The sequence below is a fragment of the Paraburkholderia sp. Ac-20336 genome (assembly GCF_017105025.1).
Taxonomy (GTDB): Bacteria; Pseudomonadota; Gammaproteobacteria; order Burkholderiales; family Burkholderiaceae; genus Paraburkholderia.
The window spans coordinates 311,165-327,819 of the sequence record NZ_JAAGPS010000001.1 but is presented as its reverse complement, the minus strand read 5'-3'; the positions used below and the strand labels follow the sequence as shown (position 1 = coordinate 327,819).

The 16,655-nt window shown below is 59.7% G+C and carries 14 protein-coding genes; 3 read left to right on the top strand and 11 right to left on the bottom strand.

Annotated elements, in window-relative coordinates:
• Positions 1 to 209: 209 nt before the first annotated feature.
• On the bottom strand, positions 210 to 773 hold the full coding sequence (locus GXB81_RS01430) for a hypothetical protein (RefSeq protein WP_205988102.1): 564 nt from the start codon (positions 771 to 773) through the stop codon (positions 210 to 212).
• 735 nt (positions 774 to 1,508) lie between these two features.
• On the opposite strand from GXB81_RS01430, the gene GXB81_RS01425 reads away from it, so the two are divergent.
• Both GXB81_RS01425 and GXB81_RS01420 read left to right on the top strand, forming a co-directional pair.
• Positions 1,509 to 2,879 carry a hypothetical protein gene (locus tag GXB81_RS01425; RefSeq protein ID WP_167281347.1) on the top strand — a complete coding sequence of 457 codons (1,371 nt, stop codon included), beginning with the start codon at positions 1,509 to 1,511 and terminating at the stop codon, positions 2,877 to 2,879.
• Between the two features lie 265 nt (positions 2,880 to 3,144).
• Complete coding sequence (locus tag GXB81_RS01420; protein WP_205988101.1) at positions 3,145 to 4,575, top strand: cytochrome c peroxidase; 1,431 nt, start codon at positions 3,145 to 3,147, stop codon at positions 4,573 to 4,575.
• Between the two features lie 75 nt (positions 4,576 to 4,650).
• Here the strand turns inward: GXB81_RS01420 and GXB81_RS01415 are convergent, their stop codons facing one another.
• On the bottom strand, positions 4,651 to 5,802 hold the full coding sequence (locus GXB81_RS01415; protein WP_167281351.1) for a hypothetical protein: 1,152 nt from the start codon (positions 5,800 to 5,802) through the stop codon (positions 4,651 to 4,653).
• Positions 5,803 to 6,165: 363 nt separating this feature from the next.
• On the opposite strand from GXB81_RS01415, the gene GXB81_RS01410 reads away from it, so the two are divergent.
• Positions 6,166 to 7,464: a hypothetical protein gene (locus tag GXB81_RS01410; RefSeq protein WP_205988100.1), complete on the top strand. Its 1,299-nt coding sequence runs from the start codon at positions 6,166 to 6,168 to the stop codon at positions 7,462 to 7,464.
• 212 nt (positions 7,465 to 7,676) lie between these two features.
• Here GXB81_RS01410 and GXB81_RS01405 read toward each other — a convergent pair whose 3' ends face one another.
• From GXB81_RS01405 to GXB81_RS01365, 9 genes are all read right to left on the bottom strand, one after another.
• Positions 7,677 to 8,276, bottom strand: coding sequence for an amino acid synthesis family protein (locus tag GXB81_RS01405; protein WP_205988099.1), 600 nt, complete (start codon positions 8,274 to 8,276; stop codon positions 7,677 to 7,679).
• A gap of 73 nt (positions 8,277 to 8,349) precedes the next feature.
• Positions 8,350 to 9,126, bottom strand: a complete 777-nt coding sequence (locus GXB81_RS01400) for an alpha/beta hydrolase (RefSeq protein ID WP_205988098.1) — start codon at positions 9,124 to 9,126, stop codon at positions 8,350 to 8,352.
• Positions 9,123 to 10,223, bottom strand: coding sequence for an ABC transporter ATP-binding protein (locus tag GXB81_RS01395; RefSeq protein WP_205988097.1), 1,101 nt, complete (start codon positions 10,221 to 10,223; stop codon positions 9,123 to 9,125). Before GXB81_RS01395 ends, GXB81_RS01400 begins: the two co-directional genes overlap by 4 nt.
• On the bottom strand, positions 10,220 to 11,011 hold the full coding sequence (locus GXB81_RS01390) for an ABC transporter permease (RefSeq protein ID WP_205988096.1): 792 nt from the start codon (positions 11,009 to 11,011) through the stop codon (positions 10,220 to 10,222). The genes GXB81_RS01395 and GXB81_RS01390 overlap by 4 nt, the downstream gene beginning before the upstream one ends.
• The gene (locus GXB81_RS01385; RefSeq protein WP_205988095.1) at positions 11,008 to 11,949 is read right to left on the bottom strand and encodes an ABC transporter permease; all 942 of its coding nucleotides are present in this window, start codon (positions 11,947 to 11,949) and stop codon (positions 11,008 to 11,010) included. Before GXB81_RS01385 ends, GXB81_RS01390 begins: the two co-directional genes overlap by 4 nt.
• The gene (locus tag GXB81_RS01380; protein ID WP_167037386.1) at positions 11,835 to 12,938 is read right to left on the bottom strand and encodes an ABC transporter substrate-binding protein; all 1,104 of its coding nucleotides are present in this window, start codon (positions 12,936 to 12,938) and stop codon (positions 11,835 to 11,837) included. Before GXB81_RS01380 ends, GXB81_RS01385 begins: the two co-directional genes overlap by 115 nt.
• Before the next feature lie 53 nt (positions 12,939 to 12,991).
• The gene (locus GXB81_RS01375) at positions 12,992 to 14,035 is read right to left on the bottom strand and encodes an LLM class flavin-dependent oxidoreductase (RefSeq protein WP_205988094.1); all 1,044 of its coding nucleotides are present in this window, start codon (positions 14,033 to 14,035) and stop codon (positions 12,992 to 12,994) included.
• A gap of 37 nt (positions 14,036 to 14,072) precedes the next feature.
• A complete protein-coding gene (locus tag GXB81_RS01370; protein ID WP_167281360.1) occupies positions 14,073 to 15,587 on the bottom strand; it encodes an aldehyde dehydrogenase in 1,515 nt (504 codons plus the stop codon).
• Positions 15,588 to 16,565, bottom strand: a complete 978-nt coding sequence (locus GXB81_RS01365; protein ID WP_167037395.1) for a flavin reductase — start codon at positions 16,563 to 16,565, stop codon at positions 15,588 to 15,590.
• Between the last annotated feature and the right edge of the window lie 90 nt (positions 16,566 to 16,655).

Here is a 16,655-nt window from a genome sequence, read left to right as displayed (position 1 = left end):
TCACGTCTGCCAAGACGAGCTTCGACTTCGCCGGAGGCGGGCTGCGGAATGCGCTTGATCCTCGCAATGAGATGCCGCGCTTCAGCGGATCGTTGATCCGCCATCCGGGCGTGCACCCCAGCTAGCACCTGTGCTGCGCACAGGGAAATGACACGAGCTCGCGAATCGACGACACCGGCTTTTCCCGAGGGCGGCAGTTACGCGATGCGCTAACGTGGATTAATCTGCTTGACGATATCAGCCACGATGGCACGAGTCTGCCTGTCGGTAGTCGGTGCGAAGATGCCCTCCCATGCCGAAGACTTCGTGTTGTAGGAGCGCTCCCCGAATACCTGGTCAGTCTGCAGATCGCGGAAAGTCACCTTGGCTCGCATGAAGGCATTGCCTGTCATGATTCCAAATGCGATCCGGGCACCTTGCGAGACGAAGTGGTAGTCGTCGACATAGACATCAACGACTGTGCCGGCGCCGCTCCGCGTTGCCATTCCCGCCGTTTCGTCGATGAAGGTCAGTCCTGCCGGGGTCGAGGCACCTTGCATGGCTTCCCGCCATTCCGCCTGCACCCGAGGCCAGTCGGACGAGTCCGTGGCTACTTTCGATCCGGTCATACGCAGTACAACTGTATGGGTCGAAGCAGGCGGCACGACGATGCTAGCTTCTGCGGTCCTTTCACCCGACGACGAATTGTCCTGGGTTTGCAGCGTGGCCGCGCATCCGCCGAAAAGAGCTGTGCTTGCGCTGACGATAAGAATCGGAAGTAGTTGTCTCTGCATTCGGGTGTTCCGGGCAACGAGATCGATTTGTGGAATGGAATTACAGACTGTTTGTCGGCATAAGATCGCCAAACTTGAGCAGCATCCGCCGCTAGACAATTCTTGCGAGTGATGATCGCCGCTTCGGCTACGCGCTTCGCGCAGGACATCGCGCAAAAGCATTAACCAGAACCATAGACAGCAGTCGCCCCGTTGCTGGCGGTGGCAATGAAAGACTTCCGGCCGAAATAACACTCAAGCGGTCGTCCGAATGACAAAACCCCAGCGATGCTGAACGACGCTTCATGGCCGACAATGCGCATCCCCGACCTCGCCGGAAAACGGCCGTTGACTACTCCCGCGTCAGCGCTATAGAACGTTTTCGGACCTGGTGCTCCCGGCCACAATCTGCCGCTCATCGCGTTGAGAACCTGTCAACGCTATGGCTGCACTACTCCATTAGCCACCACCCGCGCCAACCCGCCCCCATCCGCTCGAACAGAATCTGAACATTGGGCTGACCGACTTTCATCCCACAGCATGTCCATCAGGACGGCGCAGTATTTCACGTAATCGCGCGAATTCATATGCGGTAACGACACGCATCGGGTTGTAATGAATCTGAATGCCTAGAGCGCCTGATATCAGGCTCCGAGCAACGAACCCATCACCCGTTAGACATTCGTAATAATTATGTCATTCACGAATGTAAGACTTTGTATTGCTTTCGTAGGCAAACTTACATTCACATCAATAATGAAAACGTCCCCCAAGATTTGCTCCCTCGCTTTCGGCGCTGCCCTGCTCGCCAGTCTGGCTATCAGTGCATGCGGCGGCTCCGACGACAATGACAATGGCAACAGCCCCGCCACCGGTGCAAGCGCTCCCCAAGGCGCAAGCCAGCCGTCGGCCCCCGCTGCCAAGGCATTCTCGCTTGCACTGTTCGGCGATGTGCCCTACGGCAATCCCAATCCGACCGCGGGCGCAGCTCCCGGCGACGATCTGTACGAATTCAAGCACCTGCCGCAATACCTGTCGGCTATCGCGAGCGATAAAGATGTGAGCGTTGCCTTCCACGTCGGTGACTTGCATTCGGGCTCGGAGAACTGCACGGCAGTCTACGACCGGGCTATTCAAAGCTTCTTCTCGCAGTTCACGCTGCCCCTCGTCTATACGCCGGGTGACAACGAATGGGAAGACTGCCAGGTACCGAAGGAAATCGCCGGCTTCTACTCCGATACAGACCCGCTGCTGGGCAACGTCGCCGGAACGCCTCAGCCGAGCTACAGCACGGGCTCCAATAAGGCTGGCAATCCCGTGGATAACCTGAACCTGATTCGCCAGCTGTTCTTCCCCGCCGCGGGCTCGACACTGGGTTCGGGTACGCTCCAGGTTCACAGCCAGGCCCAGGAAGGGACAACCGATACAGACAAGCAGTTTGTCGAAAACGTATGGTGGGCGAACCAGGGCGTGGTGTTCGCTACCGTCAACATTCCGGGCGGCTCGAACAACGGGACCGACGTGTGGTTCTCGGGCAAGAAGCCGGAAACGCCGGACACGGCGAATATGACTGCGCAACAGGCGACGGAAGTCGCGAACCGTACGCAGGCGACCAAGGATTGGCTGAACAACGCATTCGACCAGGCCGAAGCACAGAAGGCAACGGCACTGGTCATCGCCGAACAGGCCGACATGTGGGACTCGGAAAACCTCGGCGACAATCCCCGTCTGTCGCAATATGCACCGTACGTGGACATCATTGCTCGCCGTACCGCTGAATTCGGCAAGCCCGTCGTGGTCATCAACGGGGACTCGCACCTGTACCAGTCCGACAATCCGCTGATGCCGAATCAGGCGTGCGTCCACGAAAACGTCAAGCCCGTTACTCAGGTCTATGACGCATCGACCCCGTTCACCGCGGCTACGCCCTGCTCGTTCGACCCCTACGTGCTGAACCCGGTGGGCACGAGTTACAACGTGCCGAACTTCCACCGCATTATCGTTCACGGTCAAACCACGCCGATGGAATGGACGAAGTTCACGTTCGATCCGACGAAGAACGCACCGAATGGCATCGATGCCTATGGTCCGTTCTCGTGGGCGCGGCAGCGGGTCACGCTGAACTAATTGCGAAGCTGACTCGCGGACGGTTTGCCTCGGCAAACCCTATCGCCGTGATGTTTGACGAAGACAAATCGGGTTCGACCAGCTGCTGCGGGCGGCTGGCATCCGTCGCTGTCGAGCGCGGCCACTGCGCTGTATTCGACAACAAGCCGGGCAAATTCACCCGGTGGCAACCGCAGCCTGAATTGCCCACCAGGCGCAGTCTGGTCTGAACCCTAAAGCCGGGTCCCTACTTGGGTGCACCCGGCTCTTTTACGCCTACACCTCAATGCGCGTTCCCTCTTTTACTCCTGTCTTTCTTGTACTTCTCCTGAGTTCAGTACTCGCCGCGTGTTCCGGTGGCGGAGATTCATCGAATGCCGGGGCACCGAATGGGGCCTCTGCGCCTTCCGGAGCGTCGACGCCGAGTAACCCGGCCCAGCCGTCGGCACCCCAGTTGAGCGCCAAGGCGCAGCTAGGTAAGGCTCTATTCTTCGATCGCTCGCTATCGAAGAATGGCAATATGTCGTGCGCCTCGTGCCACGATCCGGCCTTTGCTTATGGGCCGCCCAACAATCTGGCTGTCCAGTTGGGCTCGGACGCCACACAGTCGGGAGTCCGTGCGGTTCCGAGTCTTCGCTATAAGGACATGACGCCCGCCTATTCGGATCAGGCCATGAATCCGGATGGCATTACCGGTTCGGCCCCGGGTGGCGGCTTCATGCTCGATGGGCGGGCACCGTCGTTGTCTGCTCAAGCCGCGTTCCCGCTGTTGAACCCGATTGAAATGGCGAACGCCTCCCAGTCCGCTGTGGTGACTGCGATCCAGAGCGGACCCAGTGCTGCGGCATTCAGGACCGTTTACGGTTCCGACGTATTCGCCAACGTAGAACAGGCGTTCTCCGATGCCGGCGACGCCCTGCAGGCTTTCCAGGTCGAAGATCCGAGCTTCCACCCCTATACGAGTAAATGGGATCTGGTACAGGGGCACAAGACCGGCGGCGTATTCACCGCGGCTGAGAAAAGAGGTCTCGCTCTGTTCAACAACACGGTGACCGGCGCGGGTTGCGCGGCCTGTCACTATGCCGGTGCGAACTTCGGTGGCGCCTCGGGTCTGATGACCGACTTCACGTACCAGACCCTGGGCGCCCCGCGTAATCCCGCGATCCCGGCCAACAGCAATCCCCAGTACTACGATATGGGGCTCTGCGGTCCCGATACGACGATTCACCTGCCACAGGCCGGGCAAGATGATCCGTACTGTGGGGCATTCAAAGTTCCAACCCTGCGTAACGTCACCACGCGCTCCACGTTCTTCCACAACGGCGTATTTCATTCGATCGAACAGGTACTGAACTTCTACAACACCCGGGATACGAATCCTGAATACTGGTATCCCTCGACTGGCGGTTCGGGCAAGCCGGTAGCGGCCCCTGGCTGGGCTCTGGTTCCCTCCTATGTGCCGGGGGCTCAAATACAGGTATTCAACGACCTGCCCCCGCAATTCCAGGGCAACGTTGATGAGGAACTGCCCATGGGACAGGGACAAACGTCTCAGGGTGGAGCAACGGCTTCGGATGGTGCATTGGCTCGTCAATTCCATTCGCAACCCCAGCTGACCCAGCAAAACATTGCCGATCTCGTGTGTTTCCTGAAAACACTCAACGACGGCTATCAGGTACCCGCTCAGGCCCCGACCTCGGGCCCGTGTGTCGACTAGGAATAAAGACCGAACAGGAAAGAGAAATCGATGATGCGAATGAACACGCGTGCTGTACTCGCGCGGTACTCGTATTCATTCGCGAACCTGCATCCCGGCGATCGCCGGCAAACCCGCGAGTGCACGAACCAGGTCCTGCTGTCTACGATAGCCCGCCTTACCGAGTACCGCGCGTAGCTGATTGCGTGCCGTCGTAATCGTCACGCCGCACGCATTCGCATATTCGTCGAGCGAAAGTCCCTTTGCGAGGCCATGCGCGAGACGCGCCTCGGCAGCCGTCAAGCCGAACAACTGGGATAACTGACGTTCGGAAGCCGCGGCGCTGCGCTCTGCTTCGGTCACGACGATCATGAGGTCGGCGCTCGCGAGGGTGAGACCGCGCCCGGCGCCCAGCGCGCGCGGCAACGCAAGCACCGTGAGATAGCGCGTCTGCGCGCCCACGCCCACGGGCACGCTTTCGGGCTTGCCGCTCTCGCGCACGCGGCCCATCGCGCCGGAAAGCGTGTCGTTCCAGAAGCTCGCCGACTCGACGCGGCGGCCCGACACGCGCAGGACGCGCCGCGCCTTGAAGAGGACTTCGGCGCTGCGGTTGCAGAACACGACCTCGTTGGCCGGATTGAGCACGACGATCGCCTGATCCATCGACTCGAGCGCCATTTCACCCGCGACGATCCCGGCACGCAGCGACTCGCTGCGCAGCATGAGTTTTAGCGTTTTCTGCAGATGCGGCATCAGTCGGCCGACAGCCTCGACCTGCTGCGCCGAGAACGACGGCTGGCCAACCGCGTGATTGAACACCAGGTAGATATCGAGCGCGTCCTCACGGTAGACGCAGCCACCGAGGATATAGCGCATGCCGTTGGGAATCAGAAGATCCTGATAGAACTCGCTGCGATCCACGTAGCGGTTGTCGAAATAGTCCGCGCACCGGAACACGCACCCCACCGGCTGATTCAGCACCACGGCCCGGCGCGGGTCGATCTTGCCGTAGTACTCCGCGTAGGCTTCGCCCGCATGCATGTATTCGGCACGCGTCATCAGGTTGACGGGCGCGCTCTGCGTACGCGCGTCCCAGCCGACCATATGCGCCAGACGGCTGCCGATCCAGTGATCGAATTCCGTCAGCGCACGGAGCAGCGCGCTCGGGTCGAGGATCGCGTCGTAGAAACGCACGATCATCTCGTCCAACGTTTCCGGCTTGCCGGTCATGACTTCACGTGTTGCCATCAGCTGTCACTCGGCTTCGGATATTCTTTTTTCTGATTTGCGTTCAGTGTGCGACAGCCCCGTTTCATTCACATGATCAATTTTGATCATGCGTCCCCCGGCGCACTCCCGGGAGAATGCCACATCGACGGCCCGTAAAGAGTATTTCCTCCTAAAAGGAATGGGCAACCCGCTATTGACCGCCTGTATATGCAATAGATTGGCCGCCCATCCAAGGAAAATTCAAGGGAAATTTGCAGTGTGATTCATGGCTGTTTTACGTTTGCGGGCCGATAAAAATCGAATAGCGGAATCGCCCGGTGAAGTCATCATCGGCGGAAAAATAAAATTTCATAACTCAAATAATCGGAATCGGGATTCATCATGAAAAAGACGCTGGTTTGCATTGGGGTATGCGCAGTGTTGTCGGCTTGCGGCGGGGGTAGCGGGGGCAGTGGAAGCACCGGCAACAGTACAAGCAACGGCAGCAGCGGCGGCAACGGCTCTAGCCAATCGGGCGGGGGTTCGCAGGCAGCGCAGGCACAGCCGCTTGCCGCGCAGCAGACGTATATCGGCACGGTCAGCTTCGGCGACACGATCTCCGTGCAGATCGACGCGCCCGCCAAAGGCCAGATCACGACGACCTTCATCAATTCGCAGTTCGGGCTCGCCGGCAAGCTCGTGGGCAACTACACGCTGACGACCGGCAACTACGTCGTCACCTCGTTCGCGGCAAGCGGCACGGTGCCGGCCGCACTGGCCGCGGGCGCGAACGCCGTCGGCATGCAGTTCGCGGTCACGGCCGACAGCGGCAACCACGGCGTCCTGAGCGGCCAGCTCAGCAACGTGCCGAACGTGGCGGCAGGCAGCGGATCGCAAACGCTCTCGGGCCAGATTGCCGCATCGAACAACGGCGTCACCACGGTCGCCGGCCTCGCGGGCACCTACAGCTTCATCAAACTCTCGGGCGACTACACGGCCGCCGGCGTACCGGTCGGCTCACAGGACGCCGACACCGGCCAGATGCAGATCAACGCCGACGGCACGTTCCGCGCGTGCCCGAGCGCCGCCTACAGCGCGAACTGCATGGACGACAGCGACGCGAGCATCGCCGACACCGGCTCGATCACCGTCGATCCCGACCAGGCCACGTATCCGGGCGCGTTCGACATGACCTTGAACGGCAAGTCGTTCGGCCGCCTCTTTGCAAGCACGAGCGGCGGCAACCTCACGCTGATGCTCGATCAGGCCGGTACGAACAGCGAGGGCACGTTCCGCACCGGTTCGTGGGTGTTCCAGACGGCGCAGGCACTGGCGAGCGGGACCTACGACGGCACGTGGCTGTGCTCGGAACCGAACACCAGCGACAACAACCAGTTGCTCGGCAACATCGTGACGAATCGCGTGACGATTGCGGGCACGACGCTCACGCCATCCGGCCAGTACGCGTCCCCGTTCACGCTGAACTTCAACGCGACGTTCAATGCGGCGTCTTCGTCCTCGACGCCCACACTGACAAACGGCGTGAACGGATTGATGGCCGGACTGCTACGCACCACGAGCAATGGCAGCACGGTGCAGAGCGCGATGATGTTCCTGCCGGTTTCGTCGACGAACCTCTACTACCTCGACGAAGTCAACGGCAATGGCTTCTTCGTCGAAGGCCTCTGCGTCAGGCAATAGACGCATGTCGGTAGTGGGTCCCACCTCGCGCGCTCTGCGCCCGCCAGCCACCCGGCACAAGATGACGTTCGCCGATCGGGGATATCGGCGCGTGAGGATGCGGTGTCCGGCTTTCGCGTCATGCTCGATCGACTTTTTACCTGTTCTTCCCGACAGCCTGACAGATCGCACCGGAGCACCACCACGTCGAGCAACATAGCCCGAAAGGCGGCCTAGACGCCCGCAGCCCGCTTGGCCTCCTCCTCGATTTCCATCGTGTCGAGATGCCGGTTGCCGATACGCGGATGCGCCCGGCCGCCGGTCGATGCACCCAGTACGATGACAATTTCATCCGGGCACGGCGCATCCGGAATCGACATCTCCAACGTGATGAAATGCGAGCGCGCCGAACCGTCGTGCAGGTGCTTCATCGGAATCTGCAGCGACGTTCCAAGACCTCCGCGCTTGTTCGTGAACGTCAGATAACTTTCTGCCTTCAGAGCATTCCGATATTGATTGCCGAAACGCAGATTGTGAATCACCGCCGAAGCATGTTCGATTTCGCCGGCTGCACCGACCACGGCCGCCTTACCGTATGCTTCGATCTCTTCGACTTTCAATTCGGCGAGCACCCGCTCGACCATCATGGTGCCGAGCGGACCACAGCCAGCGCGCTGCTCGGGCGAGAGATCCTCCACATAGCCACGTCCTGCCCATGGATTGCGAATCACCGCCGCCACGCCAACCATCGTGATTGGCCGGTCGAGGTGACGGCCGCCTTCCCGACATGTCGTGTCCTTGTATACGACGACCTTGCGTACTTGAAAAGTCACGATTGCTCCTATTGGTCAATTGGAAAATGCCGTTGTTGATTCGTGCGAACAGGGGCAGCAGCGTTGCCGGGTGTCAAGCCGGATGACGCTGCAAAAAAGAATCGATTTGTAATGCGACCTGATCCGGCGCTTCGAGTAGCACGCTGTGCTTGAGGCGCGGAAAGATCACACAGGGCGCACGCAGTTGTTGCGCCATCAGCTGTGCCATGCGTGGCGTCGATCCCGCATCTGCTTCGCCCGTCATGACGATGGCGGGCAGATGCAGTTTGCTCAACTCGTCAGCCAGGTCCCCGGTTGCCAGGACCTTGTAGGCGGCGGCATAGCAAACGGGATCGTTTGCCAGGCTGCGGGCCATGCGGGCCGCCACGACTTCCGGATGCGCGAGCTTGAACTCGTCCGTGAACCAGCGCGGAACCGATGCCTCCATATGTGCTCGCGCACCTTCCCTCGCGAGCGTTTCGGCGCGTGCCAACACGCGCGCTTTCTCTTCATCCGTGCGGCCGCCGACCGAACTGATGATGGCCAGCGTCCGCACCCGATCGGGATAATCGAGCGCAAAGCGCTGTGCGATCAGCCCGCCCAATGAAAAGCCGACAAGATCGAAGCATGCCCAACCGGCTTCGTCGACAATCGCGAGAAGATCGGCGGAGAACATCTCCAGCGAATATTCTCCGTGTGTCTTTACCGATTCCCCATGACCCCGCAAGTCGAATGTCAACGCTTCGACACGGGTCTGAAGACACGATAGCGTGCCTTGCCAGCTCTCCAGATCGGCACCGACGCCATGCACGAATACCACTTTACGGCCCGAGCCGCTGCGTTTGACGTTGAGACCCTCAGCATGACTCATGAATTGACCTCCCGGGTATCGGATGCCCGCCACGACACGACAACCGGCTCGCCGATCTCGAACGTACGCTGCCCCTGAACAGCGAGTTGCTCGAGCGCGACAATTTCGGTTCCCGTGGCGGTCCTGACCAGATATTTACGTGCCTGCCCGAGATAGGCGACGTCGCTCACGACCGCCGGCAGCACGTTTTCGCACGCAGGTTCATGCGAGGCGTGGTGTACGCGAATACGCTCGGGACGCACCGCAACAACGATCGATCCATCCTTTCGCGCGGCATTGGCTTCCGCGAGCCTGATGGTCGCGCCGCAAGGCAGTGCGCACCACACGCCGTCGGCGCCGATCGTCTGTATTTTTCCGTCGAAGAGATTCGATTCACCGATGAAGTCCGCGACAAAACGGGTTTTCGGCGCATCGTATAACTCGCTCGGCGTACCGATCTGGTCAATGCGGCCGTGATTGAACACCGCAATGCGATCGCTCATGACGAGCGCCTCCTCCTGATCGTGCGTCACATAGATGATCGACACACCCAGCTCCCGATGCAAGCGCATGATCTCCATTTGCATCTTCGCGCGCAGCTTCTTGTCGAGCGCCGCGAGCGGCTCGTCCATGAGCAGAAGACGAGGTTCGAACACAATGGCGCGAGCAAGCGCGACGCGCTGCTGCTGTCCACCGGACAGTTCGGACGGCAAGCGGTTGGCATGTTGAGGCAGACCGACGAGTTCGAGCACGCGTGCGACCTTTTCCTCGATCTGAGCCTTCGGCATTCGGCGAATGCTGAGCGGATAGGCGACGTTCTTCGCGACCGTCATGTGCGGAAACAGCGCATAGCTCTGGAACACCATGCCGATATTGCGCTGGTACGGTTCAAGCGGCAACAAAGGCTTTCCTGCCAGATCGATGCTGCCCGCGGACGGCTGAACGAAACCGGCAATGGACATCAACACGGTTGTCTTGCCCGAGCCTGACGGACCGAGGAACGTCAGGAGCTCGCCTTCGCGCAATTCCAGCGAGACATCGGCGATCGCCGCAGTCGATCCATAGTGCTTCTGCAAGCCGGATATCTTGAGCAGCGTTTGCTTGTCGTTGTGCTTCATTGTTCCGTGGCCTCCCCGCGACCGAAAATTGCCTCTAGCAACAGGATAAGCAGCGCGAACACAAATAGAACGGATGCCAGCGCGGCGATGGTCGGATCGACGTCGCCACGAATGTTGGACCACATCTGAACCGTCACGGGTCGCGCATCGGGCCCGCTAACGAACATCGACACCACCACTTCGTCGAAGGACACCACCAGCGAGAAGAGGAAGCTTGAGATCACGCCGGACGAAATCGATGGAAAGGTCACTCTGCGGAACGTCGTAAAGGGCCTCGCGCCGAGACTCGCGGACGCCTGCGCGATTCGCCAGTCGACCATCGCCAGTGACGACGTGATAGTCGTTAGCGCATAGGGTATGCACAAGACCGTATGCGCAACGATCAGTCCCAGGACCGTGCCGTGCAGGCCAAGCGGCCTGAACACGCTATAAAACGCGGCACCGGTAATGATTACGGGAATCACGAGAGGAGACAAAAGGATTCCGCGTATCAAAGGCGCGCCGGGCAACCCTTCCCGCCGCAGCATCAACGCGGCCCCAAGGCTCAGACACGTCGACAGCAAAGCGGCCGGTATCATGACTTCCACGCTCGTGGCGAGCGACGATGTCCAGGCCGGGTCGTTCAACGCGCGATACCATTGCAGCGAGAAGCCCGGCGGGGGAAACGAGAGAAACTGCCCCGACGAAAACGAAATCACCACGACGATCGCAATCGGCACCAGCATATACAGTGCGACTAACAAACACACAGCGCCGCGCAACGTCCGCCAGATGCAACCCGGTTTCATCGGCGTGCTCCTTTGCGGGTGGCGCCCGTCGCGCGTTTGATGATCAGGAAGATCATCGCGGTGCCGCATAGCAGGATCACGGACAGCGCCGCCGGCACGCCCCACGTGCCGATATCCGCGACCTGTTCGTCGATCAATTGCGCAACCATCATGTCGCGTAGTCCGCCGAGCAGTGCGGGAGTGACGAAATAGCCGAGCGACGTAACGAATACCAGCATCGAACCGGCGACGATGCCCGGCATCGAAAGCGGGAAATACACGCGCCAGAATGTGGTGAAAGGCGAAGCACCAAGGTTTGCCGAGGCTCGCATATAAGCGTCGTCTATCTTCGACAACACATTAAAGAGCGGGAAAATCAGGAACGGCAGTTGCATCTGGACCATCGCGATGAAGAGGCCAGTGCGGTTGAAAATCAGTTCGAGCGGGTGCTCGATCAAACCGCTCGCCAACAGCAGCGAATTGATGACGCCGTGCGGCTGCAGCAGGATCATCCACGAAAATGTCCGCACAAGCAGACTCGTCCAGAATGGGATCAGAACGACGAAGATCATCAGACGCCGGCGCCGCCCCGAAGCACGTGCAATCGTATAAGCAACCGGATAACCGAGCAGCAGCGTGAATATCGTCGTGGTCGCGCTAATCACGACGGTATTCAACAGTACTTTGGCGTACACGCTGTCGGTCGCGACCGACACGAAGTTTTGCAGCCCGACATGAGGATCGGTGACACTTTTTGCCAGAAACGACACGACCGGCCAGGCGAACATCCCCAGAACCAGCAGTACTGCGGGTACGCCCAGCCAATCACTGCGCCGCACGAGCCTCACGACAGCCGCCACGCGTTCCAGCTCGCGTCGAGGGCTTCGAGCTTGTCCTGCCACCAGGCTGCATTCAATATCACGCCCTTGGCAACATTGTCCTTCTGCGTCGCGAGCCATGGCGAGATGGCCTTGTCGATCTTCGAGAAGGCAGCGGGATTAACCGGCGAATACGCGGTGTTGTTCGAGAACATCGCCTGCGCGTCGGGCTGAATCGATCGGTTCACGAGGTGCATCGCCACATCGAGGTTTTTCGTGCCCTTCAATATGACGAGGTAGTCGACGGATTGCAGATTCTGTGCCCATTCGATCGCAATCGGCGCGCCTTTTCTCGACGCGTCGTACGCGCGGCCATTCTGGATGACGCCACAACTGACCGCGCCGTCGACAATCAGTTGCTGCGACTGCGAAGGCGTAGTCCACCACGTAATATGATCTTTGATCGTATCGAGCTTCTTGAGCGCGCGATTGACGTCGAGCGGGTAAAGCTTCGCTGGATCGACGCCATCGGCAAGCAAAGCGATTTCGAGCGTCGCATAGACGCGATTGCGGAACATCCGCTTGCCCGGGAAGCGCTTGACGTCGAACAGGTCCGCCCACGTTTTGGGGCCTTTCCCCACGCCGAAGGCCTTCGTGTTGTAGGCAACGTTGTAGCTCCATGCACAGGTGCCAATGCCGTAATCCGTCACGTACGCGGGCTCGACCATCGACTTGTTCACGATGCTGAAATCGAGCTTTTCGAAGAGGTTATGCGCGGTGCCGTTGAACAGGAACGTGTCGGTCACGTCGATCACGTTCCAGTCGGGATTCCCGCCCGCGGCGACCATCGAGCGAATCTTTGCCTCGTTGACTGGACCATCCTGAATGATCCGGGCACCGGTCTCCTTCGCGAACGGATCACAATACGACTTCTTCTGAAAGTCCTGGTAGACGCCACCCCAGCTGACGTAGACCAGTTGCTTCCCGTCGAAGCGCCCGGCTTGCGCTCGCGCCAGCGGATTCAGGAGCGCGCCTGCCGCGAGTGCGCCCACTCCCTGCAATACGCGACGGCGACGAATCGACGCTACTGCGTCTTTCGCACAGGCCCGAACCGGCGCTACGTTATCCATTTCATTCTTCACAAAAACCTCCTGGCATGGCTTGCAACGCGTAAGTTCTCGAATTATCTGGCCTCGTTGAAATGCGGAAGCACGTCCTTGCAGAACAACTCGATAGATCGCTTGACACGATCGTATGGCATGCCGAAAAAGGCGCCGTACATGAAGTAGTCGATCCCGAGTGCCTCATACGCCTTGAGTTTTTTGACGACTTCGTCCGGCGTGCCGAACATCATGTTTTCGCGCAAGGACTCAGGGGCATAGTCGGAACGATTCGACACGGTTTCATAACCGACCGGTTCGCAAAATCCATTTTTTACCTTACCGAGATTCTTCAAAAGATTCTCGAAATAGCGGCCGTAGTTAGTCAGCGATTCAACCGGCACCTGCCAGTCCTTCGCGTCTTCGTAGACCGCGGTACGACGCAGCATCATGAGTTTCGGCCGCTTGATACCGGGATTGTTCTCAAGCGTATTTTCAAAACGGCTGACCAGATTCTCGACTTCCGAGAACGGTGCGTGCAACGGCGTCGCCATGATCGAAAGACCGTTTTTGACCGCCCAATCGAAAGAAGCCGGATCGCGTGCTGCACACCACATCGGCACCTCGCGCTGCAATGGCTTGGGCACCGAAGTGGCGGCGGGAAACTGAAAGTACTTGCCGTCGTGCGCGTAGTCGCCCTTCCATAGCTCCCGCACCACCGGGATGATCTCTTTCATATAGGCGACACCCTCCTGCTGCGGCATGCCGTCTTTCATGCGGTCGAATTCGTATTGATACGAACCGCGGCCAATGCCAATTTCGAGTCTGCCGTCGGTGATGATGTCGCAAAGGGCCGCTTCCCCAGCAAGCCGGATCGGGTGCCAGTATGAAGCCGACAGTACCCCCGTACCGAGACGCGCCCGCTTGACGGTGCGCGACCATGCAGCCAGTACCTGGAATGGGTTCGGTGCAATGGTCGCTTCGATCGTATGGTGTTCGGCCGTGAAGATCATGTCGAATCCCCCTTCGTCGGCCAGCCCCGCCATTTCGTCGACGCGACGCCAAACCTCTCGCATCGACAGGTCTTCGGAAAAGCGATCCATGTTCAGTACAATTGAAAATTTCACTTTCGCGCCTTTTTTGACGTATCAATCCGATTGCCGCTCAGCCGCTTACGCGCATGACGAATGGATTCGGCGTATTGCCGGAATAGTCGACGACTACGCTTTTCGCACGCGAGTACTCGCGCATCGACTCGAGGCCGTAGTGCTTACCGTAGCCGCTCTCCTTGAAACCGCCCATCGGCGTGGTAAATGACGCCGCGCGATAGGTATTGACCCAGATCGTGCCCGCTTCGACATCGCGCGCAAATCGCATCGCCCTGTCTATGTCGCGAGTCCATACTCCCGCTGTCAGCCCGTAGCGCGTCGCGTTAGCCAGTCTCGCAAGGTCGCGCTCGTCTTCGAACGGCTGTATCACGCCCACTGGGCCAAATACTTCTTCCTGAACGATTTCCATCGACGGCGCGACCTGATCGAGCAGTGTGGGTTCGTAAAACCAGCCCTGATCGAGCGGCGCGGCGGCACGCTTACCCCCCGCGAGCAGGCGCGCGCCCTGCTGCGTGGCATGCGACACCATCGATCCGATCTTTTCTAGCTGGGATTTGACTGCGACCGGCCCCATCTGCGTATCGTCCATGAGTGGATCGCCGAGTTTCACGGCACGGGCTCGTTCGATAAGCGCGTCGCGGAACGCATTGAAGATGGTCCGCTGTACGTAGATCCGCGACCCCGCCACGCATGTCTGCCCGCCCGCCGCGAAGATTCCCGCAACGACGCCATCGAGTGCCCGCTCGAAGGGCGCATCGTCGAACACACAATTGGGCGACTTGCCGCCGAGCTCCAGATTGCATTGCGCAAAGTGATCCGCAGCCGCATGTGCAACCTTGCGGCCGCTCGCGGTACTGCCGGTGAACGCGACCTTCGCCACGCGGGCATCACGCGTCAATGCTTCTCCCGCACTCGCGCCCAAACCCGTTACGACGTTAAAAACACCGTCGGGAATGCCCGCTTCCTTGATCAGTTCAGCCAGCGCCAAGGCAGAAGCCGACGTATGTTCGGACGGTTTGACGACTACGGTATTGCCGCAGGCCAGCGCGGGCGCGAGTGTCCAGCTCAGCTGATAGAGCGGCGAATTCCATGGCACGATCACACCGACGACGCCGATCGGCTCGCGCGACGTATAGGCAAGCACGTCACGCCGATTCACCGGAATGGTGGTTCCTTCGAGCTTGTCTGCCGCGCCCGCGAAATAGTGGAATTGATCCGGCAAGATACCGATTTGCGCGCGCATTTCCTTCAGCAGCTTGCCGTTGTCGTGCACTTCGAGCCGCGCAAGACGATCGACGTTGGCGCGGATCAACTCCGCGAGCTTGCGCAGCAGGTTCGCGCGATCGGTCTGCGTGATCCCCCGCCACGCGGGATCATGCAGCGCACGTTCGGCGGCCTGAACCGCTTGCCCGACATCGTCCGCATTCGAATCGGCGATCTGATACCAGGCCTCGCCGGTGAACGGATTGAAGCTGTCGAGATAGGTCCCGCTCGCGGGTTCGTGCCACGCGCCATCGATCCAGTTGCGAGTGCGCGTGCCAGTCAGACTTTCGACACTGATCGATACCATTCAAGATCCCATATCGAGTTGATTGAAAGGTTTGAGCGCACCGTCGAGCATCGCGACCTTGCCGCCGTCGGCGCTATCCATATAGATGCCGAAGCGCGCATCGGCGCGTTCGAGGAAGTAGCGGCGCAGCATATTGCGAGTCTGGGAAGAACCGATCTGATCCCACGGCATCGTTTCCTGCGTGAACAGAGCGGCACTTTTGGTCAATTGCGGCTCATCCGCGAGTGTGCCGCGATAGACGATAAAGCTCTCGCCGGCATTCTCGAACACCGAGTAGAGGAACGACAGTTCGACCGTTGCGCCAAGTTTCGCGACAAGATCCGGCAGACCGCCCGGTGCGTGCTGGTCCGTGCCGTGTCCTGCGGTCGGGATCGTCCAGCTTCCCTTGAGCGGATCACGGACCATCAGCACCGCGTCGCCGAGATTCGCAACACAGCCGTAGTTCAACGATTTGCCGGCACCGACCGCCTTCTGTTCGAGACCGAAATCAATGTAGCTGCCGCGGCAATAGGCGAGCGGAACGCCGCCCGTATGGCCGAAATCGAGCACACGGCCGATCAGCATCGTGTGATCGCCAGCGGTGACGAACTGTTCTTTCGCGCAATCGAACCATGCGATCGCGCCTTCGAGCAGCGGTGCGCCGGTTGTGGCAACGTGCGTCGGCACACCGTGAAACTTGTCCGGAGCGCGCGACGCGAACGTATTCGAAACGTCTCGCTGCCCTGCCGCGAGAACATTCACGGCGAAGCTCGATGCCTGCTCGAATACGGGGCAGGTCGTCGCCTTGTTGTCGATACACACCAGCACCAGAGGCGGATCGAGCGACACCGAGGTGAACGAGTTGGCGGTCAGACCTCGGTAGTGGCCCTGGTCGTCGATAGCCGAAACGACGGTCACGCCCGTCACGAAGCTGCCGAAAGCTTTCCGTAGCCCTTGTACATCCAACGGGCTTGCCTCTCTCTCTTGTGACGTATTCATCGAGAATGTCTCCTTCAGTGAAAACATTCTGGGTCGTCACTTTTCGATCTGCCATCTAGGGAAAATAGTATTTTCGAGTGGCGAATTCGA